At 51.5% G+C, this 21,193-nt stretch carries 21 protein-coding genes; 9 read left to right on the forward strand and 12 right to left on the reverse strand.

The genetic code is table 11. The annotated features are described in order from the left end of the window. From ACTID9_RS15600 to ACTID9_RS15620, 5 genes are all read right to left on the reverse strand, one after another. Positions 1–567 carry a cysteine hydrolase family protein gene (locus ACTID9_RS15600; protein WP_441065360.1) on the reverse strand — a complete coding sequence of 189 codons (567 nt, stop codon included), beginning with the start codon at positions 565–567 and terminating at the stop codon, positions 1–3. Positions 568–589: 22 nt separating this feature from the next. Beyond that, positions 590–2,260, reverse strand: a complete 1,671-nt coding sequence (locus ACTID9_RS15605; RefSeq protein WP_441065362.1) for a methyl-accepting chemotaxis protein — start codon at positions 2,258–2,260, stop codon at positions 590–592. An 80-nt stretch (positions 2,261–2,340) separates the two neighbouring features. Next, positions 2,341–4,041, reverse strand: a complete 1,701-nt coding sequence (locus ACTID9_RS15610) for a putative bifunctional diguanylate cyclase/phosphodiesterase (RefSeq protein ID WP_441065365.1) — start codon at positions 4,039–4,041, stop codon at positions 2,341–2,343. Positions 4,042–4,061: 20 nt separating this feature from the next. Continuing rightward, positions 4,062–5,858 carry a putative bifunctional diguanylate cyclase/phosphodiesterase gene (locus ACTID9_RS15615; RefSeq protein ID WP_441065367.1) on the reverse strand — a complete coding sequence of 599 codons (1,797 nt, stop codon included), beginning with the start codon at positions 5,856–5,858 and terminating at the stop codon, positions 4,062–4,064. A 183-nt stretch (positions 5,859–6,041) separates the two neighbouring features. Beyond that, positions 6,042–6,566: a dUTP diphosphatase gene (locus ACTID9_RS15620; RefSeq protein WP_441072618.1), complete on the reverse strand. Its 525-nt coding sequence runs from the start codon at positions 6,564–6,566 to the stop codon at positions 6,042–6,044. A 278-nt stretch (positions 6,567–6,844) separates the two neighbouring features. Between ACTID9_RS15620 and trhO the strand changes: the two genes are divergently transcribed. From trhO to ACTID9_RS15660, 8 genes are all read left to right on the forward strand, one after another. Further along, the gene (gene trhO, locus ACTID9_RS15625) at positions 6,845–7,768 is read left to right on the forward strand and encodes an oxygen-dependent tRNA uridine(34) hydroxylase TrhO (RefSeq protein WP_441065369.1); all 924 of its coding nucleotides are present in this window, start codon (positions 6,845–6,847) and stop codon (positions 7,766–7,768) included. 115 nt (positions 7,769–7,883) lie between these two features. Then, positions 7,884–8,582, forward strand: a complete 699-nt coding sequence (locus ACTID9_RS15630; RefSeq protein WP_441065371.1) for a helix-turn-helix domain-containing protein — start codon at positions 7,884–7,886, stop codon at positions 8,580–8,582. Between the two features lie 14 nt (positions 8,583–8,596). Continuing rightward, entirely contained in the window at positions 8,597–9,454 is an 858-nt protein-coding gene (locus tag ACTID9_RS15635) for an IS3 family transposase (RefSeq protein WP_441065373.1), read from the forward strand. Between the two features lie 524 nt (positions 9,455–9,978). Continuing rightward, the gene (locus ACTID9_RS15640; RefSeq protein WP_441065375.1) at positions 9,979–11,793 is read left to right on the forward strand and encodes a sigma 54-interacting transcriptional regulator; all 1,815 of its coding nucleotides are present in this window, start codon (positions 9,979–9,981) and stop codon (positions 11,791–11,793) included. A 149-nt stretch (positions 11,794–11,942) separates the two neighbouring features. Then, positions 11,943–13,019, forward strand: a complete 1,077-nt coding sequence (locus ACTID9_RS15645) for an ABC transporter ATP-binding protein (RefSeq protein ID WP_441065377.1) — start codon at positions 11,943–11,945, stop codon at positions 13,017–13,019. Beyond that, a complete protein-coding gene (potB, locus tag ACTID9_RS15650; protein ID WP_441065379.1) occupies positions 13,016–13,873 on the forward strand; it encodes a spermidine/putrescine ABC transporter permease PotB in 858 nt (285 codons plus the stop codon). Before ACTID9_RS15645 ends, potB begins: the two co-directional genes overlap by 4 nt. Positions 13,874–13,876: 3 nt before the next feature. Further along, positions 13,877–14,656: an ABC transporter permease subunit gene (locus ACTID9_RS15655; protein ID WP_354091623.1), complete on the forward strand. Its 780-nt coding sequence runs from the start codon at positions 13,877–13,879 to the stop codon at positions 14,654–14,656. Positions 14,657–14,684: 28 nt separating this feature from the next. Then, on the forward strand, positions 14,685–15,767 hold the full coding sequence (locus ACTID9_RS15660) for an ABC transporter substrate-binding protein (protein ID WP_441065382.1): 1,083 nt from the start codon (positions 14,685–14,687) through the stop codon (positions 15,765–15,767). Positions 15,768–15,841: 74 nt separating this feature from the next. Here the strand turns inward: ACTID9_RS15660 and ACTID9_RS15665 are convergent, their stop codons facing one another. The 6 genes from ACTID9_RS15665 to ACTID9_RS15690 all read right to left on the reverse strand — a co-directional run bounded on the left by ACTID9_RS15665 (position 15,842) and on the right by ACTID9_RS15690 (position 20,436). After that, positions 15,842–16,414: a nitroreductase family protein gene (locus ACTID9_RS15665; protein ID WP_441065384.1), complete on the reverse strand. Its 573-nt coding sequence runs from the start codon at positions 16,412–16,414 to the stop codon at positions 15,842–15,844. A 250-nt stretch (positions 16,415–16,664) separates the two neighbouring features. Beyond that, the gene (locus ACTID9_RS15670; RefSeq protein ID WP_441065386.1) at positions 16,665–18,035 is read right to left on the reverse strand and encodes a putrescine aminotransferase; all 1,371 of its coding nucleotides are present in this window, start codon (positions 18,033–18,035) and stop codon (positions 16,665–16,667) included. Between the two features lie 418 nt (positions 18,036–18,453). Beyond that, complete coding sequence (locus ACTID9_RS15675; RefSeq protein WP_441065388.1) at positions 18,454–18,576, reverse strand: hypothetical protein; 123 nt, start codon at positions 18,574–18,576, stop codon at positions 18,454–18,456. Beyond that, positions 18,573–18,821, reverse strand: a complete 249-nt coding sequence (locus ACTID9_RS15680) for a CDGSH iron-sulfur domain-containing protein (RefSeq protein WP_441065389.1) — start codon at positions 18,819–18,821, stop codon at positions 18,573–18,575. The genes ACTID9_RS15675 and ACTID9_RS15680 overlap by 4 nt, the downstream gene beginning before the upstream one ends. A gap of 10 nt (positions 18,822–18,831) precedes the next feature. Next, a complete protein-coding gene (locus tag ACTID9_RS15685) occupies positions 18,832–19,221 on the reverse strand; it encodes a kinase-associated lipoprotein B (RefSeq protein WP_441065391.1) in 390 nt (129 codons plus the stop codon). 6 nt (positions 19,222–19,227) lie between these two features. After that, on the reverse strand, positions 19,228–20,436 hold the full coding sequence (locus ACTID9_RS15690) for an alanyl-tRNA editing protein (RefSeq protein ID WP_441065393.1): 1,209 nt from the start codon (positions 20,434–20,436) through the stop codon (positions 19,228–19,230). 83 nt (positions 20,437–20,519) lie between these two features. Here ACTID9_RS15690 and ACTID9_RS15695 point away from each other — a divergent pair, with 83 nt between their 5' ends. After that, complete coding sequence (locus ACTID9_RS15695; RefSeq protein WP_441065395.1) at positions 20,520–20,915, forward strand: DUF2203 domain-containing protein; 396 nt, start codon at positions 20,520–20,522, stop codon at positions 20,913–20,915. On the opposite strand, the gene ACTID9_RS15700 is transcribed toward ACTID9_RS15695, so the two are convergent. Continuing rightward, complete coding sequence (locus ACTID9_RS15700; RefSeq protein WP_441065396.1) at positions 20,895–21,134, reverse strand: hypothetical protein; 240 nt, start codon at positions 21,132–21,134, stop codon at positions 20,895–20,897. The genes ACTID9_RS15695 and ACTID9_RS15700 overlap by 21 nt on opposite strands. Positions 21,135–21,193 lie beyond the last annotated feature (59 nt).

Consider the following 21,193-nt stretch of genomic DNA (forward strand, 5'->3'; position numbering starts at 1 on the left):
TTATCCCTCGATTTCTTTTCCCACCACGGCCGCTCCCAGACTTCCGGCAAAGTGTCCCAACGCCCATTCATGACCAGCGGGATTGAAGCTCTGGACCGCATCTTTGTGAACCACGATGGAAAATCCTTTGTTGTACGCATCGACAGCCGTATGCAGCACGCAAATATCCGTGCAGACACCGACCAGATGCAGCGTGTCGATCTGACGCGATCGCAGGCGCAGCTCGAGATCGGTACCGGCAAACGCGCTGTAACGCGTTTTGTCCATCCAGTAAATCGCGTCTGCCGATTCGCGATACACATCGGCGAGGCCGCCATACAGCTCTCTCCCTTGTGTCCCGAACAGATTGTGTGGCGGAAACAGCCTGGATTCAGGGTGGTACGGATCGTTTTCATGATGCCCATCCACCGCCATCACGACGAACTTGCCAGCGGCAATGAACGATTGGGTCAGCTCGATAATCCGCTGCTCAATCTCCTGGCCCGGTTTGCCACAAGTGAGCTTGCCGTCGTCCGCCACGAAATCATAGGTATAGTCGATCACAATCAACGCTTCTTTCACCGTCATCACCCTCTCATTTGACTTGCATTCAGTCTTGCAGTTGACACAGCAATTCATGTAAATGAGCAAGCACGAGATGGGAGGCCTGCTCCAGCAAGGCAAGGTGGTGCTCCGCCTTGGCCAGATCGCCCGCTGCATATCCTTCTGCTGCAAGTCTGGCCTGACGGTGCACTTCTTCATGCGGCTGTTCAAGGCTCGTGAAGCTTGGCAAATGGCCAAATCGCGCTTTTGTCTCAGGACGGAAATACCACGTTCCCAGTCGGCAATGATGATGATTCACAATATCATCCGGCCGGATCGTTTCCACCCCCATCGACATGTTGTAAATTTTCCATTTGAACAAAATGTGGTCCATCTTCGCCAGCTCCAGCAAACTGCGATCAGACAGCATTTCCGTCTGGGTAAAGAGGCCAGAACGGAAACGATCGGTGTAAACGGACAACTCATGGATCGCCTTTCCCGTGACATCCCCCAGGCTGCGCACCTCATCGGTCAGCTGTGCGATGTTTTCCATCCGCCGCGACATTTCATCGATCGCTGCGGCCTGCTGTTCCGCGATCGCAGCGGTGTTGGCAGAAGCGTCGTTGATCAGCTCCACATCTTTGACGATCTCATCCAACAGAGGAACGGCCTGGCTTGCATCCGCTACGCCTTGCTGAATGATCTCTCCTGTCGAATGGATCGCTTCGGACACTTCCTGGGAAAACCGCTCCAAGTTCGCAACGTTATCATTGATTTGTCCAAGCGATGCGACGGTTCCTTCCGCCAGCTTCCGAACCTCACCCGCCACCACAGCGAACCCGCGCCCATGCTCCCCTGCCCGCGCCGCTTCAATGGAAGCATTCAGCGCCAACAAATTGGTTTGGCTCGCAATCTGATTGATGATGCGCACGACATCATGGATCGTATGAATATACCCTTGCAGTTGTGCGAAGTTATCTTTAATCTGATCAAACGTCTTGCTCGTCAAAACAATTTCCTGCAATGCCGTGTGGATTACCCGTTTTCCGTGATCGGCCCGCGAAACGGCTTTTTCCGTACTTTCCGCCACTCGCACGGCATTGACCGCCACCTCATTGATGGTCTGTGTCATCTCTTCCGTCGAGATGGATATGCTATGTGTTTCCTGCGATTGCTGATCCAGCTTTTGCATCAGTTCTTTGACGTACACGATCTCCGCGTTTTTCTCCATCAACCCGGACATGCCTTCGGCCATCTCCTCGATCTGCTTGCCGGTATAGACGTCAACCAGCATCTGTGTCTGCCGATTGGCCGTTCGCTGTAGCGTGGTCATCAGTTCAAGACAGCGTCCAGGCTGGAGCGCCTTGCGCGAAACAAGATAGACGGAGAAAAAGAAGTGCAGTTGGTTTAACGCAACGATGAGTTCCCCTAGATTATACCGCTTTTTCCGTAAAACCCCAAAAAATTCGCGGTTTTTTTGCTGGCATGCAGCAGATTCGTCACCCGAAAGGAATCGTTCTACATAAGCGGCAAGCTGCTGCCTGTCGATCGGGTCGGTCCCTTTTGCCGCCATGCTTGCCATAAATCCGGCAAAAAGCGCCTTCCCTTCCTCCATCACCGGTGCTACCAGCGAAGCGATCGCTTGTCTGTTTGCCATATCGTCCTGCGCGGCCCGCTCGTCTTGCGGCTGTGCCAGCAATTGCTCTGCTGTCGCATAAGGTCGCATTTTTCCCAACATCATCATTTGCCCCCTCGAGTTGCGTGTGAAATGAACAGAAAAAGGCGGGATTGGATCATCCCGCATGTGTTGCTGTTTGGTTATCGCGCTGATTCGCGTTTTTGTAAAAACTGCTCGAACTCTTCTGCGAACAGCGGCTTGCTGACATAGTAGCCCTGAATTTTGTTGCATTGCAGCTGTGTTAGAAAAGCGAGCTGCTCCTTTGTTTCCACACCCTCCGCCGTAACCTGCAGACCCAGCGCTTTTGCCAGCGACACGATCGCTTTGGTGATAGCCGCGTCATCCTCTTGGTTCACGACGTTTTTGATGAACGATTGATCGATCTTGAGGTTGTTCAACGGGAAGCGGCTGAGATAGCTGAGCGATGAGTAGCCGGTGCCGAAATCATCGATCGCCAGCCGGACGCCAAGCCGTTTCAGCTGGTGCATCGTGGTGATGACGCGGTTCACGTCATTCATCGCGATGCTTTCCGTGATTTCAAGCTCCAGGCTTTGCGGCGGCAGCCCCGTCTTGGCCAGCACGCGATCCACCATCAGCACCAAATCCTCTTGCTGGAACTGGCGGGCAGACAGGTTGACCGCTACGCGCAAGTCCGCAAAGCCACGATCCTGCCATTCTTTCGTTTTCTGGCATGCGGTACTGAGCACCCACTCGCCGATTGAGACGATCAAGCCGGTTTCTTCTGCGAGCGGGATGAAGCTCGCGGGCGAGATCAGTCCGAGTTCCGGATGGCGCCAGCGAAGCAGTGCCTCCATCCCGATGATTCGACCGCTCGGCAATTCCAGCTGCGGCTGGTAACAGACAATCAACTCCTCGCGCTCCAGCGACTTGGACAAGCTGCTGCCCAAATGCACATGCTCGGCCGCTGCCTTGCTCATCTCCTCGGTATAAAACTCATAGCTGCCGCCACCGAGCGCCATCGCCCGGTACATCGCCGAATCGGCGTGCTTGATCAGCTCGTCGGGGTCCATTCCGTTTTGCGGGTACAGACTGACTCCCACGCTCGTCGTGACAAACAGCTCGTGACCTTCTACGACGATCGTCCGTTTCAATTGTTCGATCAGGCATTGGACAAGCTGATGAACGCTTTCCTCTGTTTTGAGAAGCGGCATCAAGATGGCGAACTCGTCTCCGCCGATGCGTGCCACCGTATTTTGGGGGCCAGCCATACTCAGCAGCTGGCTTGCCACATTTTGCAGGACCAGGTCGCCCATCGCTGTGCCCAAGCTTTCATTGACGCTTTTGAAATTATGCAAATCCATGCAGACGACTGCGGCCATGCATTCCTGTTTCTGCGCATCGGCGATCGCCTCTTCGATTTTTTGCAAAAACTTCATCCGATTGACCAGCCCGGTCAACGAATCGTGCCCAAGCTGGTGCTGAATTTTTTGCTCATACTGACGATGTGCCGTAATATCCGAAAAAATCGCGATATAGCCACGGATCGTTCCGTTCTCCCGAATGGGCGCGATCCGCAAATTTTCCAAGTAAATCTCTCCGTCTTTTTTACGGTTCCAGATCTCTCCGCTCCAATAGCCGGTTTCACCGATGCAGCGCCAAAACTCGCGAAAAAACGAGCGATCGTGAATGCCCGAGTTCAAGACGCGCGGCGTCCGTCCGATCACCTCAGCCGGCGCGTACCCTGTAGTAGCCGAAAAGGCGGGATTAACCCGCCTGATGACCCCATATTTATCTGTAATCATGATACTCTCAATGGTTTGTTCAAAGATGGTCGATGCCAGCACGGCATCGGTTACGAATGGTGTCATTTGTTGTTCCATTAAGCGTTTTTCCTCACATTCTAGGTAACCAGTTCCGGGCCTTTCGCTGCTTCTGTCAGCAACCATCGTGAAAAATCGTGGGAGGAAAGCGGTTTGCTCAGGATGTACCCCTGTATTTCATCACACTGCTGATCTTGCAAAATCCGCAGTTGACTCGTAGTCTCCACTCCCTCGGCGATCACGTTCAGACCGAGACTGTGTCCAAGTGTAATCAAAGCTGTGGCGATCGCCGAATCTACGGTGCCTTTCGACAGGTCGCGGACGAACGGTTGGGCAATTTTCAGCGTGTCGAGCGGGAAATGCTTGAGATAGCTGAGCGAACAGTAGCCAGTGCCAAAATCGTCGATGGAAATCAGCACACCCATTTGTTTCAAATCGTCCAAAATGGAAATGATCGTCTCCTCGTTTTGCATGAGGATGCTTTCCGTTATTTCCAGCTCCAGCCAATGCGGAGCAAGACCGGAAAGCGTCAGAGCGTGGCTCACCTTTTCCACCAGGTTGTGCTGGAACTGACGCGCCGACAGATTGACAGATACTTTGAGCGGCATAAAGCCCTCGTCCTGCCACTTTTTGTTTTGCAGGCAGGCCGTCTGTATGACCCATTCCCCGATCGGCACAATCAATCCGGTCTCTTCGGCAAGCGGGATGAAATCGGCCGGCGACACCATCCCTAATTCCGGATGGTTCCAGCGCAGGAGCGCTTCCATCCCGATCAGCTCCCCGGACTTGATGTTCATCTTCGGCTGATAATACAGCTCAAATTCATTTTTGGCCAAAGCTTTGCGCAAGTAGCCTTCCAGCATGAATTGGCGGGTCGCTGCCGCCGATTTGTCTGCACGGTAAAACTGGTATGTGTTCTTTCCGAGTTCTTTCGCCAAATACATGCCGGTATCCGCATGCTTGATCAGCGTTTCCGCATCCGCGCCATCTTGGGGATACATGCTGATTCCGATGCTTGGGGTTATGTATAGCTCGTGCTTGGCCAACGGGAACGGCCCCGCAAACAAGGCGATGATCCGTTCGGCCCATTCGGCAGCTTCCAGCTCGGTGCAGTGCGGAACCAACACAGCGAACGTATCGCCTGAAATGCGCGCCACCGTCCCCGCATTCACGAACAGGTTGCTCAATCGTACCGCTACCGACTGCAAAAGCTGATCGCCGATTCCATGGCCCAGCATGTCATTGATGATTTTAAAGCGGTCCAGATCGAGAACGAGTATGGCAAACTTGCTTTTGACGCTTTTGGATTCGTCAATCGCCGCTTGCGCACGGTCGAAGAAAAACAATCGGTTTGGCAAGCCGGTCAGGGCGTCGTTACGGGATTGATAGTCGACCATCGCCTCGATCTGCTTGCATTCCGTAATGTCGAAGGCCATGCTCAGGACGTGGCGGCTGGCGTTTTCCAGAAACGGAATTTTGATCACGCGAACCCAGCGCTGCTGGTCGTTCTTGTCGATGTAGGCTACCTCATACTCGACTTTTTGCTGGTTGGACATGATTTCCCGGTCTTCTTCCAGCTGAAGCTGGTCGTTGAAATCATGGCTTCTGAACTCTCGCACATGGCGTCCGATCATCGCTTCCGGCGTCTGATTGTATTCGGCTGCATAACGCTTGTTCGCGAGCGTATAGTAGCCGTCCCAATCTTTTACATTGATCAGGAAAGGGCTTTCCTCAATGATTTTCATAGCCATTTTCATCTCTGCTGTCGCCGATGGTTCGTTTCTCAAACCTTCCAGTTGTTTCTCCGTTTTTCCTCGATAATAGAAATGATAGAGTGTCAATCCAACGATGACTGACAGGAGCGAAAAGTAAAGCATACGTGATCTCCTTCTAAATGGGCTGTGTAACGGAGAAATTTCCCTTCATCTACCTATTCTATGATTTCTACCTTTTCTCTGTCAAAGAAAAAACGCAGTCAGCGGAAGGGTGCAGAGCCGATTGTAAAAAAAAAGACGATTTTTGCGTTCAACAGCAAAAACCGCCTTTTCGCGTCATTCGTTTTATTTCAATACGCGCACGCCGCTGCTTCCAAATCCGCCGGCGCCGCGCTCTGTCTCGTCCAGTTCATCCACGACTTCAAAAATGGCCTGCGGTACCCGTCCGAGCACGCCTTGTGCGACGCGATCGCCCTTCTTGATGAGATAGGCATTCGCATCCACCGCTTCTGCTGTGCTGATTTTTGCCTCGCCGACCGAGAGACATTCGTTGCCGATCTCGCCGCTCGCCGGACGCGTGTTTTCGATCAGGACGCACACCTCTCCCCGATAGCCGGCATCGATCGTGCCCGGCGCATTGGGCAGACGCAGCTTCGTCTTTGCGCTGATGCCGGAGCGCGGGCGGATTTGCAGCTCAAAACCGGCCGGGATGGCAAATGCCAGTCCGGTTTGCACCTTTGCCGTCTCGCCCGGTCCAACCAGGACGTCCTCCACCGCAACCAGATCAAATCCGGCGTCCATCGCTTTGGCATAGACCGGAATGACAGCGTCCTCGCGCAATTTTTTTACTTTCACTGGAATGCGTTGCATATCCATCTTCGTATCCCTCCTACAGATCGCCCGGCTTCTCATCGTTGACGACGCATATGTGTCCACTTGAGGCACCGGGTTTTTGTCAGCCGTCTCCATCAACCTTGCTAACAGTACCACATTTCGATAGAATCCATCAATATACCGCCAATCCTGCCTCCCAATCGCGCAAATATCTATTCATGACCAAAACAAGGTTATGCATTTTGTTTGCATTAGTGGTATTCTAGTAAGTATGGGTAAGAATCAATTATCATACAGGATGGTGTAGCTTAAGCATGACTGAACAAAAACCATATCGTGTGCTACTATATTACAAATACGTACACATCGATCAGTATGAGGAATATGCTGCTGAGCATCTGGCCTTCTGCAAGGAACTGGGGCTGAAAGGGCGCATTCTCATCGCGGAAGAAGGCATTAACGGTACAGTATCCGGGACAGTCGAACAGACTGATGCGTATATGGAATACATGAGAAAAGACCCTCGCTTTCACGATACCTTCTTCAAGATCGATGAAGTGGAGCAGCACGCGTTCAAAAAAATGTTTGTGCGCGCGAAAAAAGAATTGGTCACCTTCCGACTGGAAGACGACATCGATCCAAACCAGCTGACAGGCAAATACTTGTCGCCGAAGGAATTCCACGACGCGCTGCAAGAAGAAGATGTCATCGTGCTGGACGGCCGCAACTACTATGAGTATGACATCGGCCACTTCCGCAACGCGATCCGCCCTGAAGTCGAATCGTTCCGTGAGTTCCCTGACTGGATTCGTGAAAACTTGAGCCAGTACAAGGACAAAAAGATTCTCACGTACTGCACAGGCGGGATTCGCTGCGAAAAACTCTCCGGCTTCCTGATCCGCGAAGGCTTCAAGGATGTGGGGCAACTGCACGGCGGGATCGTGACGTACGGGAAAGACCCTGAAGTAAAAGGCCGTCTGTACGACGGGAAATGCTACGTATTCGACGAGCGCATCTCCGTACCGATCAACCGCACGGAAGAAGACGTCATCGTGGGCAAATGCCGCTTCTGCGGCAAACCGGAAGACCGCTACGTCAACTGCGCAAACCCGGAATGCAACGACCAGATGATCTGCTGCGAAGCATGCGAAACCGAACACCAACGCTCCTGCTCCACCGAATGCCGCGAGCATCCAAGAAATCGTTATGTAAAAGAATTGCCAGTCTTAAACGGCTAAACAGAACCCACGTTTCTTCTATAAAAGAAAAAGTCAGTTCCCTACTGATATGCTCCCATCATAGTAGACAGTAGAAAAAAACAAAACTTCTACTTCTACAATGATGGGAGTTTTTATGATGTCTAAAAGAAGTTTAACTTCTTTTGAAACGAAATTACATGTTGTACAGCGATGCTTAGAGCACAAATCAAATTCAAACTATGAAGCGAAGCAGCTAGGGGTTAGCTCACACACTGTGAAAGAATGGATAAGAAAATATAGAGCAGATGGTTTGGATGGGTTAAAGGAATCGAATACGTGGAAATCATACGCAAAAGAATTGAAGCTTGCCGCTATTAAAGATGTACTGTCTGGTCATTGCTCCGTAGAAGAGGCGACAAAGAAGCATCGTATTTCAAGTAGAAGTGTTTTGGGGAAATGGATTTCCAAGTATACTAATGAGATAGAATTGAAACCTACACGTAAGGGAAAAGGACTATCTCGTATGAATAAAGGACGTAAAACAACTTTCGAAGAACGTATTGAAATTGCTCAATATACAATCGCTAATGGTTTAGATTATCAGAAAGCTATCGAAAAGTACGGTGTATCTTACCAGCAGGTGTACGCCTGGGTTCGGAAATATCAAGCAGGCAGTGAGGATGCTCTTAGGGACAATCGCGGTCGCAAAAAGCCTGTAGAGGAACTCGATGAGCAGGAACGTCTAAGACTACGGATCAAGGAATTAGAAGCTCGAAACGAATACCTAGAGATGGAGAATGCCTTCGCAAAAAAGTTGGCAGAGATCAAGCGACGAAATACACGCTCACGTTAGTTCGTCATGCAGACTTGTATCACGCGATCCAAGAACTGCATACGGAGAAAGGCTACGCGATCACGAAGCTGTGTGAGCTAGCTGGAGTTGCTCGATCTGCCTATTATAAATGGCTAAAATGGAAGCCATCCACCAGAGAACTTGACATTCTTTCACTCGCTAAGGAAGTGAAACTTCGCTATGACAAACGAAAGGGCGCTCTTGGCTATCGTCAAATCGGCACACAATTGAATCGAAAACTCAAGAAAAATTACAACGAAAAGCGTTATTATCGAATAATGCGTGCTCTTGGATTGAAAGCCGTCATTCGTAAGAAACGGCCAAACTACGTAAAATCCTCTGAAGTACATGTGGCTGAAAATGTAATGAATCGTGAATTTCACGCCGATTCTCCAAATCTGAAATGGTGCACAGACGTCACCGAGTTGAAGTACGGGAATGGTCGTAAAGCCTATCTGAGCGCTATTGTTGATGTATACGATAACTCCGTCGTTTCATGGGTTTTAAGTCACTCCAACAACAATAAACTCGTTATGGATACGGTGAAGAAAGCGTATAGGAAGAACCCAGGAGTAACTCCACTTCTCCATAGCGACAGAGGCTTTCAATATACTTCACATGAATACAATCGTCTTATGAATAAATATTGTTTTAGCAAGAGTATGTCTCGTGTGAGTCGATGCCTGGATAATCAACCCGTTGAACGATTTTGGGGAACATTTAAGTCAGAAAGCTTTTATTTGGCTAAACACGACACTTACGAAGACGTACTTCATAACGTGAGCCGTTATATCCGCTACTACAACAATTACCGCTATACAGAGCGTTTAAATGGCTTGTCTCCTAACGAGTATCGAAAACAAGCTGCATAAACATAAGATCAGAAAAAACCCTCCGTTCTGTAACATATGAACGGAGGGTAATAGAATAACTTTTTTGTTTTTACACTGTCTACTTGACAGGGGGCACTTCACTACCAGGAACTGGCTTTTTCTTTTTTTATTATTCCCTCCCCATCATTATGCAGGATGGCCCCGACGGAGTTTTGAAAGAAAGTGGAGCGAAAAGCGTTGACGATGCCTGCCAGGCGCGAGCGCAAAAATGGAAACGCCTTTCGCGCCACATCTACTTCCGTGAGATACTCCCGCCGCGCAGCGTGTGGCTTTGGGGCGCGGTTTCCATTTTTGCGCTTGCGCCGTTCTCTCCGACCCCAGAGAGCATCGTCACCGCTTTTCGCGGAACTTTCTTTCAAAACTCCTCACCACAAAACCACCCGCCATCCTGCAAAATGCCCCCCTGCCCCCTTCATTTCTATAATTTTCAGGATATTTGTTCCAAGGATTGAAACGGATATGGTACAGTTAAGTAGATTAGCTTATTTTTCGGAGGTGAATGGATGAGTTTTCTCAAGGAGATTCAGCAAACCGCACAGCAAGTAGCAGAAGCGATCTCCGCCGCCCTGCAAATCGAAACAGAGATCGTCGACGATTCCATGACGATTATTGCGGGCACAGGCAAGTATCACGAAAAGATCAATTCCAAGGAAGAAGGAGGACAGATTGAAGCCGGCTTTTTATACGGGCGTGTCCTGCAAACGAATCAGCCATTTGTTGTCGAGGATGTGCAAAACGACCCCTCGTATGACCCTTCCGTACTCGCGGGCGTGGCGGAAGAGCTGGCCGAGCTGTGTACCCCGATCCACCATGACGGCAAAGTGATCGGCGTCATCGGCTTGATCGCCTTCAACGACTCGCAGCATCGCACGCTCATCTCCAACAAAATCGCGCTGCTGACCTTCCTGCAGCGCATGTCGGAACTGCTTAGCACCACGATCGCGGAGCAAGAAGCGGTGAAAAAGTGGATGAAAACCATGCACCAGCAGGAAGTGCTGATCGAATCGATTCATGAGGGAATCATCGCAATTGACGAGCACGGCAAGATCACCACATGCAATCATACCGCCCAGCAATTGATCAAACGGGCAAAAGACGAACTGATCGGGCAGCCGCTCTCTTCCATTTGGGACAATTCCCCGATGCTATCGGTTCTCACAACCGGGAAAGGCTACGTGGAACAGGAAGAGCGCTACGTGCTCGACAACCACGAGATGCACTTCATCGTCACCGCAAGACCGATTCACCTCAATGAACAGGTCGTCGGAGTGGTCGCTTCCTTCCGCAGGATGGCTGACATGCGGCGCCTCGCCTATGAGCTGACCAATGAGCCGAAGGATTTGAATTTTTCGGAGATTCAAGGCAAAAGCCGGGCCATTTCCGTTGCGCTCAAGCAGGCGCAAAAAGTGGCGCGGGGCAACTCCAACATCCTGATCACCGGTGAAAGCGGGACGGGAAAAGGCATGATGGCTGCGGCGATCCACTTTTCCAGCTCGCGTCACAAAGGGCCTTTCATCATCGTCAACTGCGGCGCGATTCCGGAAGCGTTGCTCGAAAGCGAGCTGTTCGGCTATGCAGGCGGCGCCTTCACAGGAGCCAAGCGCGAAGGGAAAGCGGGCAAATTCGAACTCGCGGACGGCGGAACCATCTTTCTCGATGAGATCGGCGATTTGCCGCTTCACTTGCAGGTGAAGCTGCTCCACGTGTTACAAAGCAAGCAAGTGGAACGAGTCGGTTCCAATCAAGTGATTCCGGTCAACATCCGGGTCATTTCAGCCACCAACAAAAATTTGGAAGAAATGGTGAAGAACAAAGAATTTCGCGAGGATTTATATTTCCGATTGAACGTCATCCCTTTGCAAATGCCGCCGCTGCGGGAGCGTGTAGAAGACATCCCGATCCTGCTCGATCATTTTTTGGTGAAATACCGGCAAATGATCGACACTCCCCTGCTCGACTTCAGCGATGAGGTGAAGCAGCTATTTATGCAGTATCCATGGCCCGGCAATGTGCGGGAGCTGGAAAATGCAGTTGAGTATGCAATTAACATGGAGACGACCCCCTATGTCGGCATTGAAAGCGTGCCCGCGAGAATACGACGCGCTGTTCAATCAAAAGAAATTGACATGGGCGTTGATGATGACATATCTTTAAAAGACCGTCTAAAAATTTATGAACAGCGGATTCTTACGGAACTGCTGCAAAAATACGGTCATTCGTTGGAGGCAAAACGGCTTATCGCGGAAAAACTCGACATCGGACTAGCTACCCTTTACCGCAAGTTGGAAGGGTTCAAACTTCTCGAAAGCGAGAAGTGATTTCTCTTATGTTGGAATGAGCGAGAGCCACCTTTGCACGAATGCATCAGCAGTAAAAGCAATGCCACAACTCGAACAAGTCTAACAGAGTTGTGGCACTATTCTTGCTTATTTCAAATATTCAGTCTTTATCTTAGGGAGGGGTCTCGTTGTCTCAGCACATGGTCGAATTACGCAATATCGTGAAGAGATTTGATCAAAACACCGTCGTATCAAATCTCAATCTCGATATTCAGTCGGGAGAATTCATCACCTTACTTGGTCCCAGCGGTTGCGGGAAAACTACTACCTTGCGAATGATCGCCGGTTTCGAGCACCCGACATCCGGAGAAATCATTCTGGATGGCACGCATGTCGAAAATTTGCCAGCCTACGAACGCAACGTAAACACCGTGTTCCAAAACTATGCGCTTTTTCCTCATCTCAATTGCTTTGAAAATGTGGCTTTCGGCTTGCGCGTGAAAAAAACATCCAAAGCCGACATCCAATCGCGCGTCATGCAGGCGCTCAAGCTGGTGCAGCTGGAATCGTTCGCGAACCGTCGGCCTGATCAATTGAGCGGCGGCCAGAAGCAGCGGATCGCCATCGCCCGCGCTCTCGTAAACAACCCTAAAGTGCTGCTCCTCGACGAGCCGCTCGGCGCGCTCGACCAAAAGCTGCGCAAGCAGATGCAAGTGGAATTGAAGCATTTGCAAAAACAGCTTGGCGTTACCTTCATTTTCGTCACGCATGACCAGGAAGAAGCGCTTACCATGTCGGATCGCATTGCAGTCATGAACAAAGGAAATTTGGATCAGGTCGGGACGCCGAGCGAGATTTACGATCATCCGGCGACCACATTCGTTGCCGAGTTCATCGGCGAAACCAACCTGCTGGCGGGTAAAGTGCTCACTCTGAGCCAAGGGCAACTAACGCTTGCATGCGACGGGCTGCAGCTGGTTGCCCATACGGACAAGCCGGACGTTGCGGTTGGCAACGAGATCAATTTGGCGATTCGCCCCGAGCGCGTAGCCCTTAGCAAGGAAAAGGTTGACGGCCATATTAATATTTCGGCCCGGATGCGCGAACGCATCTACTCCGGCGGTTTCACCAAAACGATCATGGCGCTTCCTGACGGCAAGGAGTTCATCGCCCAGGAAAAAACGGACCAGCTCCTCCCTCTCGTGGAAGGCGATGAAGTCAACATCAGCTGGAATCCTGCCCAAGCGGTGGTGTTGAAGCGATGAAACGGCACAAAGACTATGGGGTCGTCTGGACGATTTCGCCGGTAGCGATCTGGATGACGGTCCTGTTCGCCATTCCCCTGCTGCTCATTCTGGTCGTCAGCTTCATGAGCCGCAGCTCGTTTGGCGGAATTCAGACGCCGTTTACTGCCGATAACTATGTCCGCTTTTTCGACCCGCTCTATCTCAAGATTCTTTGGGTTTCGTGCGTAAGCGCCTTTATCACGACCGTTTGCTGCCTTGTGCTCGGCTATCCGTTTGCCTACATTGTGGCACGCGCCCCGGAGCGTTGGCGCAATCTCCTGTTGATGCTGGTCATCGTTCCTTTCTGGACGAACTCGCTGATCCGCACATACGCATGGATCGTGCTGCTTCGGACAGAGGGTGTCATCAATACGTTTTTGCTTAAGCTCGGTTTGATTGACGCACCGATCTCCATGCTTTACAATGAGACTTCTGTCGTGATTGGACTTGTTTATACCATGCTGCCATTTATGATTTTGCCGCTGTATGCATCGATTGAAAAGCTGGATAAAGCGTATTTGGAAGCCGCTGCCGATCTGGGTGCCAAACCGGCAACCACGTTCCTCAAAATTACGTTGCCGCTTACGATGCCAGGGATTGTCGCGGGTGCGATCCTTGTTTTCATCCCATCGCTCGGCCTGTTCTTCATTCCGGACCTGATGGGCGGCAGCAAAGCCGTGTTGATTGGTAACTTGATCAAAAATCAATTCCTTACCGCACGGGACTGGCCATTTGGCGCTGCATCCTCGATTATTTTGATGGTGCTGACGCTCCTGATGATTTTGGTCTACATGCGCCTTTCCAACGACAAAAGTGGCAAGGAGTTGAGATAAGCCATGCGCTCTACGTTTAGCAAAATTTCGACCGTTGTCTATGCATCGCTCATTTATCTGTTTCTCTACTTGCCCATCGCCATTCTTTTCATCTATTCGTTCAACAAGTCAAAATTGAACGCGGTTTGGACAGGGTTCACATTTGACTGGTACGTCAAACTGATGCACAATAGCGATGTGCTCGATGCCACGTATACAAGCTTGCTGGTTGCACTGGTGTCCACGGTGTTTGCAACGATGATCGGAACGCTGGCAGCCGTCGGGATGTACCGCTACCATTTCCGCGGAAAAACAGCGTTGGATGCCATGCTGTATCTGCCGATCGTCATTCCGGAAATCGTCATGGGGATTTCCATGCTGGCATTGTTTGCCCAGCTGAAAGTTCCGCTCGGCTTCTGGACGCTGGTTGCCGCCCATATCACGTTCTCGATTCCATTCGTCGTCGTCGTTGTCAAAGCAAGGCTGGACGGCTTCGACAAGAGCATTGAGGAAGCGGCGATGGACTTGGGGGCGACGCCATGGCAAACATTCATCAAGGTCACTCTGCCGGTCATCGCGCCTGGCGTGATCGCGTCTGCTTTGCTCGCGTTCACCCTGTCGATCGATGACGTGATCATCAGCTTTTTCGTGGCAGGCCCTGGCAGTGCAACGCTGCCGCTCAAGATTTTCTCCATGGTTAAATTCGGTGTCACACCGGAAATCAACGCGCTCTCTACCCTCATGCTGCTGGTTACCCTATGCATCGCGATCATGGCAGAGCGCATTCGAATGAAGAAAGGCTGAGATAGAAACATTGGAGGGGTTTTTCGTTATGAAAGCAAAATGGAAGTCATTGGCGTTTGCAAGCATCGCAACGCTCAGCTTGGCTGTAGCGGGTTGCGGCTCATCCTCGCAGGAGGGCGCTGGAGAACAGACCGCATCGGGTCTGGACAAAGAATTGAATGTCTTTAACTGGTCCGAGTATTTGCCGGAAGAAGTCATCAAAAAATTCGAGGACAAGTATGGCGTAAAAGTCAACTACACCACCTTCTCCTCCAATGAGGAAATGCTCGCCAAAGTATCGGTTGGCGGCGGCATGTATGATTTGACGATGGCGAGTGACTATATCATTCAGCCGATGGTCAAGCAAGACATGATTGAGCAAATCGACTTGAATAACGTGCCGAATTTTAAAAACCTCCTCGATGAGTACATCAACAAGGATTACGATCCAGGCAACAAATACTCGATCCCGTATATGGGCAACACGATGTCGCTCGGCGTGAACCCGGATACGATCGGAACCGAGGTAAAAAGCTACAAAGACTTGTGGAAGCCTGAACTGAAAGGCAAATTGGTTGTGCTCGATGACCAGCGCTTTGTTTTGGGCATGGTTTTGAAAACATTGGGCTATTCTGCCAACGATACCGATCCTGCCCATCTGGATGAAGCCAAGAAAAAAATGATGGAGCTGATGCCGAACATCAAGGCATTTGACAGCGACAGCCCGAAAACGCTCCTGATCAATGGCGAAGCGTCCGCCGCTTTGGCGTGGGGCCCTGAAATCGCGCTTGCGCAACGCGACAAGCCGCAAATCAAAACGGTCTTGCCGGAAGAAGGCTTGATCATCACATTCGACAACTTTGTCATCCCAAAAGGTGCAAAGCACAAAAAGACCGCAGAAGCGTTCATCAATTTCTTGCTTGATCCAGAAATCAGCGCGGAAATCGCCAAATCGTTCCCGTACATCAACCCGAACAGAGAGGCGCGCAAGCTGATCGATAAAGCGACACTGGAAAACATCGCGATCTACCCGCCTGCGGAAGAAATGAAGCGCGTGGAGAGCATCAAAGACATCGGAGATGCTGTGAAAGAGTACGACCGCGTATGGTCCGAAGTGAAGAGTTCCCAATAAATCGCTGTGTAGCGGTACCAGCAAAAAACACCTGAAACGCTGTGACGATGCGTTCAGGTGTTTTTTTCATGGCGCTAGTTATCGAGCCAAACGGTCTTGTCAGCAATCGAGGCACGCGACGCTTTTGGCACGGGCATATCCGGGTAACCGATATAGAGCAGCCCCAGCACTTCATCGTTCTCCTGCAAACCAAACGCCTGCTTCATGCGCGGATGATACGCGGGAAGGCCCGTACGCCATACAGCGCCAAGGCTGAGGTCGTGAGCAGCCAGCAGCATGTTTTGAATCGCCGCATTCACCGCCCCGATCTCTTCCAGCGGAACGATCTGCGGGTCCTGGTTCGGCGTTACGGCCACGGCAATGACCACTGGCGCGCGGAACGCCTTGTCATACTGTTTGCGCAGCGATTGCTTGCCTTCCTCGCTGTCCGGGTCGCTGAGCTCTTCTCGCGCGATCTCAGCGTATGCCTCGCCCAAATGCTTGCGCCCCTCCCCTGTCATGACAAAAAACTTCCACGGCTCTGTATGGCGGTGGTTGGGCGCCCATGTTCCCGCTTCCAAAATCTGTTCAATCTTTTCCTTCTCTACCGCGTCCTGCTTCACCTTCCCGATGCTGCGTCGGGTCTTGATCGCTTCCAGCACTTCCATGCTCGTTCATCCTTTCCATCGCCGTCCAGTGTGGTCTTACGCTCTGCTAGATTCGGCAAGCCGATCGGCGTTATGATTTTACCAGATGAGAATGATTCCCTTTTTCACCATATTTATTATACCTTGCCTGGTGTTGCTGCTGTCAACGTTTTTGTCTACCCGCAACATATGCATGGCGAATTCCATTTGCATCTTTGTGCAAGTGCACGGAAAAAAAGCAGAGGGCGCTGAATCCCCTCTGCTTTTCCTATCAGGAAGAATGGCTGACTGCGCGTTCTTTCGAGAGCTGTGCGATGCCCTCCTCGATGCAGGTCAACACGTAATCGATCTGCTCATACGTCATCACCGCTGGCGGTTCGAGACGGATGACCGTCGCGTTGTTGATGGTGCCGCCCACCAAAATCTTTTTGGTAAACAATTGTTTCGCGAGCGTGAAGCCAAGCTCATTCGTAGCAAACTCCATTCCGATCAAAAGACCTTTCCCGCGCACATCCACCAGTACATCCGGGTAACGCTTCTGGATTTCACGCAGATGCTTCATGAAGTGATCGCCTTTCTCCTTGGCGATTTGAGGAATGTTTTCTTCCAAAATCGCGCTGATCCCGGCGATTGCCCCCGCGCAGCAAAGCGGATTGCCGCCGAAGGTAGACGACCCGAGCAGGAACGGATTCTCCTCCATCTTTGCCCACCATTTTTTCTTGGCGACCATCGCTGCGATCGGCATGACGCCGCCGCCAAGCGCTTTGCCAAGCGTCATGATATCTGGCACGACACCCCAATGGTCCACGCCAAACATGGTGCCGGTACGGCCCATCCCGGTTTGCACTTCATCTACGATCAGCAAGCACTCGTACTTGTCGCAAATTTCGCGCAGGCGCGGCAAGTAGTGATCCGGCGGAATATTGATGCCGCCCTCGCCCTGAATCGGCTCCACGATCACGCCTGCAACCGTTTCCCCGGTCGCAATCAGCATGCGGATCGCCTGTTCGACCGCGTCTGCATCACCGTACGGCACGTGCTGGAAGCCTGGCACGAGCGGGTGGTACGGCTCGCGGAACGTCGCTTTCCCTGATGCGGAGAGCGAGAACATCGTTTTCCCGTGGAAGCCTTTTTCTGTCGAGATGAAGCATTTTTTGCCTGTCGCCAGACGCGCCAGTTTGAGCGCCATCTCATTCGCTTCCGTCCCGCAGTTCACGAGATACGAATGCTGGAGGTCGCCTGGCGTAATGTAGGCAAGTAGCTTGGACAGATAGCCGCGCAGCGGGTCAACCATCTCCTGGCTGTGCAGCGCGTAGCGGTTCAATTGGGCCTGAACGGCGGAAACCACTTTCGGATGGCGGTGACCGAGCAAATAAACGCCGTAGCCGCCAAGACAGTCAATATATTCGTCTCCCATTGTGTCGCGGAAAACAGCTGCCTCATCTTCCCATTCCACAACGGAGAAATCATTGGATACCGATTTTCTGTGTGCTAAAATGGCTTTCGTCACATAGTTGCTGAAATTGTCTACGGAGTCTGCGACGATTTTTTTCTTTTCCTCAAGAGTCAGCTTTTCGCTTTCAATGTATCCCAGGATTTCGCTCGCCAGGTTGATTGATTCTTCTCTTGATTTTCTTTCCATCTTTTCACCTTTCCTTAAAACCAGTTTGTGTTCCTGCTCCTTTCTATAAGCAATCTGCGTGCCAACGACTGTTTTGCCGGTTTTGGGCTCTTTTTGCAGGAAACAGACACGATATTCGCAGGGATGGACAGCTTTTTCCCATTTTATTTGAGAAACGCTTCTCAAAACCGAGAATTCATAAGCAATTCGTTATACATGCCTTGGCTTGCAAGTCCTTTGTTCAGATGCACCATAGGAAAGCGGCATTGCTTGTATTTTTGCCGGTCCCGTCGCTTTCGCTTCCTCTGGTCAAAGCTTCTTATATTTGAGAAAATCGGCGTGAAAGCGCTTCCTGCCAGCGCCTGCACCAAAAAGGCCCCTTACATCGAGTAAGGAGCCTTGCTTGCATATGCCATGAGGAGCGTCAACGGTAGGACAGCTATGGCTTATAAGACATCATGAACATGACCATCGCGATCGCACAGACCAAAATGGTACCCAGAAACGCCCAGATGACCAGGAGATTGCTCCGGTTGTTCTGTTCCTTTTTGGGGTTGCTCACTCTTCTTCACATCCTTTGTCATGCGTACCGTCGCACCAGGGCAATCGCCCGGAACGGCCGCAACCGCATACGCGTACGGTTTTGGTTTCTTCGATTTTGACCAGATACGGGCGTTTTCCCGTCTCCTTTCCGTTGTGGGAACCGTCGCAGTACGGCGCTTCCTCTGTCAAGCCGCAGGCACAGTACATTTTCAAGCCTGGTTCCTCGACGATTACATATGGTTTGTTCTTGTCGTACATGCCCATCGTGCTTTCGTCATCCCTTCGGGAAATAATCCGTTTTCAAGTTCTCCAGCTCAATCAGACAGCGCTCTGCAAACCGAGATGGCAGTGCTTGCGTCCAATGTGCAATCTCTTTTTCAAGGGCTTCGCGCAGTGACGCTTGATAGTCGGGAACGCTCCCTTCATACGCCTCGATCGCTTGGAGCGGTACCCACACTTTCTCCAAATAGGCGAGCGCACGCCGTTGATGAAACAGCACGACATCGGCCTGGTTGGGGTTATGCAGGTCCCCTTGTGTCGGGTGCTTGGTGACGCCAAGCGTTTTGAGCAGCGCCTTGCTTCCCGCAAGCTCAACAACCTCCGCTATGTATGCACCCGTCTTGTGATGGGCGGCAACCAATTGTCCTATGTTCGGCATCATCATCTGCTCTCACTCCTCACTTGATTCAATCAATCCGCTGGCATGGTCCAGCAATTCCTCCGCAGGCTTTTGGCTGTCTCCGCCCCCCTGGGCAGTGGTGAGCGACCCTCCGCCTTTGCCGTCGATCAGAACCAGCGTCTCTTTCAAAAGTGCGTTCATCGCCAGCTTCACGTCCGTACCGCGCGAGAATACCAGCTGCGTTTTGGCGCCCGTTCCCGCCAGCAGGGCGATTGCCGCCGGGTTTTGCGCGCAAATCAGCTGGGCGAGCTTTTGCAGCTCCTGGATCGTACGGTTCGCGAATCCTTGCTTTACGACCAGGTAGCTGCGCACCGGCGCCGCCGTCTGCAACAGCTCGCGCGCTTCCTGCTCCAGCTGCAGGGTCTTGTATTCTCCGATCTGGTGTTCAAGCTCCTTGCGCTCTGCAAGCAGCCGCGCAATGTGCGCAGGCAGTTCAAATTCCTGGGCAGCCAACAGGCGAGTCAGCTCCTTGATCACCGTTTGCTTTTGGCCGAAAGAAGACAGCGCGCGCAAGCCACAGACGAATTCGACACGGGTGTTCCCTTTCGCCTTCTCCCATCCGAGAATTTTGATCATGCCCACTTCCCCTGTGCGCGCGGGGTGAGTGCCTCCGCATGGGTTGTAATCAAAGCGATCGATTGCGACGATCCGGATGTTTTCCGTCACTTTCGGCGGTTTGCGCAGCGGCATCGCAGCCAGCTGGGCTTCATCGACAAAACGGGCCGTAATATCGCGATTCTCCAGCACGATTTGATTGGCCAGCCGCTCGACCGCCTGCGCCTTTTCGGCTGTCAGCTCGCTTGTGGCGATATCGATCGTAACCGTTTCGCGCCCAAGATGAAACGCAACCGTCGGCGCGTCGATCAGCTCATCGAATGCCGCAGACAAAATGTGCTGGCCGGCATGCTGCTGCATATGGTCAAAGCGGCGCTCCCAATCAATCGTCCCGGTAACTTCCACGATTTCATCTGCCAGAGGCGCTGCCAATCGATGGCGAATCTCGTCATCGACTTCTTCAACATCGACAACCGCAACGTCCGCGATGGAGCCCAGATCGCAAGGCTGTCCGCCGCCCGTCGGGTAGAACGCCGTCTGGTCAAGCACAACATAGCTTGTCCCGTCAGCTTCCTGGCCGCGACCGATGATGGCCGCCTGGAATGTTTGCAAATAAGCATCTTCATAATATCGTTTGTTCGTCATAGCGTCTCCTTTACGTCAGGCACGTTCAAGCATGGTAAAACACTCGCTATTTCGAGTATAATCCAAGACAGGAGGTGCAACAAATGGCAAAACGTTATTTTACCTTGGACGAGGCAAATTCACTCCTTCCCTTTATGCAAGGAGAACTCAGCTTCATGCAAGCGAAACGATCGGATTTTCTTCGTGCCTATAAAGAACTGCAAGTCATCAAGCAGCAACCACAAGCGAAAACCAGTCAGCTTGATGAGGCAATCTTCAAGCTGGAGTGCTCGATGGAATTCATGCAGTTGGAAATCCAGCTGCACTTGGACGCCATCCATGCCAAAGGCATTCAAGTGAAAGATATCGACATCGGTTTGATCGACTTTCCTGCGCTCATCGATGGAGCTGAGGTCCTTTTATGCTGGAAGCAGGGGGAGCCTCGCATCTCGCATTACCACGGGCTCTATGATGGATTTTCAGGACGTAAGCCCTTGTAAAATTGTCTTGAATTGCGCGTCGCGTTCCAGCCTGACCGCTTCCTCTGCCAAATCGTACTTTTTCAGCAGATGGAACAGCTGATTCAAAATCTCTTGCCCAAGAGGTTGCTGCAAACACGCCTGCAGCTGTAGAGCGATGTCGGAAGGCAGATACGCTTTCTGCTCCTCCAGCTTACTCGAAACGTCTTGCGGACTGTGGTTGAGTCGGCATTCTCCCATTCGTCAAACCCCTTTCTCCTTCTTGCATACGGTTTCACTCTATTGTACAGGAAAAAGAA

The sequence above is a fragment of the Brevibacillus fluminis genome, from assembly GCF_052072235.1.
In the GTDB taxonomy this organism is placed as follows: domain Bacteria; phylum Bacillota; class Bacilli; order Brevibacillales; family Brevibacillaceae; genus Brevibacillus_D; species Brevibacillus_D fluminis_A.

Coding starts and splice junctions, on each gene's coding strand:
- ACTID9_RS15685 (WP_441065391.1), bottom strand. CDS start 19,221: ATGATGATGCCGAACATAGGACAATTGGTTGCCGCCCATCACAAGACG.
- ACTID9_RS15600 (WP_441065360.1), bottom strand. CDS start 567: ATGACGGTGAAAGAAGCGTTGATTGTGATCGACTATACCTATGATTTC.
- ACTID9_RS15640 (WP_441065375.1), top strand. CDS start 9,979: ATGAGTTTTCTCAAGGAGATTCAGCAAACCGCACAGCAAGTAGCAGAA.
- ACTID9_RS15680 (WP_441065389.1), bottom strand. CDS start 18,821: ATGGGCATGTACGACAAGAACAAACCATATGTAATCGTCGAGGAACCA.
- potB (WP_441065379.1), top strand. CDS start 13,016: ATGAAACGGCACAAAGACTATGGGGTCGTCTGGACGATTTCGCCGGTA.
- trhO (WP_441065369.1), top strand. CDS start 6,845: ATGACTGAACAAAAACCATATCGTGTGCTACTATATTACAAATACGTA.
- ACTID9_RS15655 (WP_354091623.1), top strand. CDS start 13,877: ATGCGCTCTACGTTTAGCAAAATTTCGACCGTTGTCTATGCATCGCTC.
- ACTID9_RS15700 (WP_441065396.1), bottom strand. CDS start 21,134: ATGGGAGAATGCCGACTCAACCACAGTCCGCAAGACGTTTCGAGTAAG.
- ACTID9_RS15615 (WP_441065367.1), bottom strand. CDS start 5,858: ATGCTTTACTTTTCGCTCCTGTCAGTCATCGTTGGATTGACACTCTAT.
- ACTID9_RS15660 (WP_441065382.1), top strand. CDS start 14,685: ATGAAAGCAAAATGGAAGTCATTGGCGTTTGCAAGCATCGCAACGCTC.
- ACTID9_RS15670 (WP_441065386.1), bottom strand. CDS start 18,035: ATGGAAAGAAAATCAAGAGAAGAATCAATCAACCTGGCGAGCGAAATC.
- ACTID9_RS15690 (WP_441065393.1), bottom strand. CDS start 20,436: ATGACGAACAAACGATATTATGAAGATGCTTATTTGCAAACATTCCAG.
- ACTID9_RS15605 (WP_441065362.1), bottom strand. CDS start 2,260: ATGTTGGGAAAAATGCGACCTTATGCGACAGCAGAGCAATTGCTGGCA.
- ACTID9_RS15610 (WP_441065365.1), bottom strand. CDS start 4,041: ATGGAACAACAAATGACACCATTCGTAACCGATGCCGTGCTGGCATCG.
- ACTID9_RS15630 (WP_441065371.1), top strand. CDS start 7,884: ATGATGTCTAAAAGAAGTTTAACTTCTTTTGAAACGAAATTACATGTT.
- ACTID9_RS15695 (WP_441065395.1), top strand. CDS start 20,520: ATGGCAAAACGTTATTTTACCTTGGACGAGGCAAATTCACTCCTTCCC.
- ACTID9_RS15665 (WP_441065384.1), bottom strand. CDS start 16,414: ATGGAAGTGCTGGAAGCGATCAAGACCCGACGCAGCATCGGGAAGGTG.
- ACTID9_RS15620 (WP_441072618.1), bottom strand. CDS start 6,566: ATGCAACGCATTCCAGTGAAAGTAAAAAAATTGCGCGAGGACGCTGTC.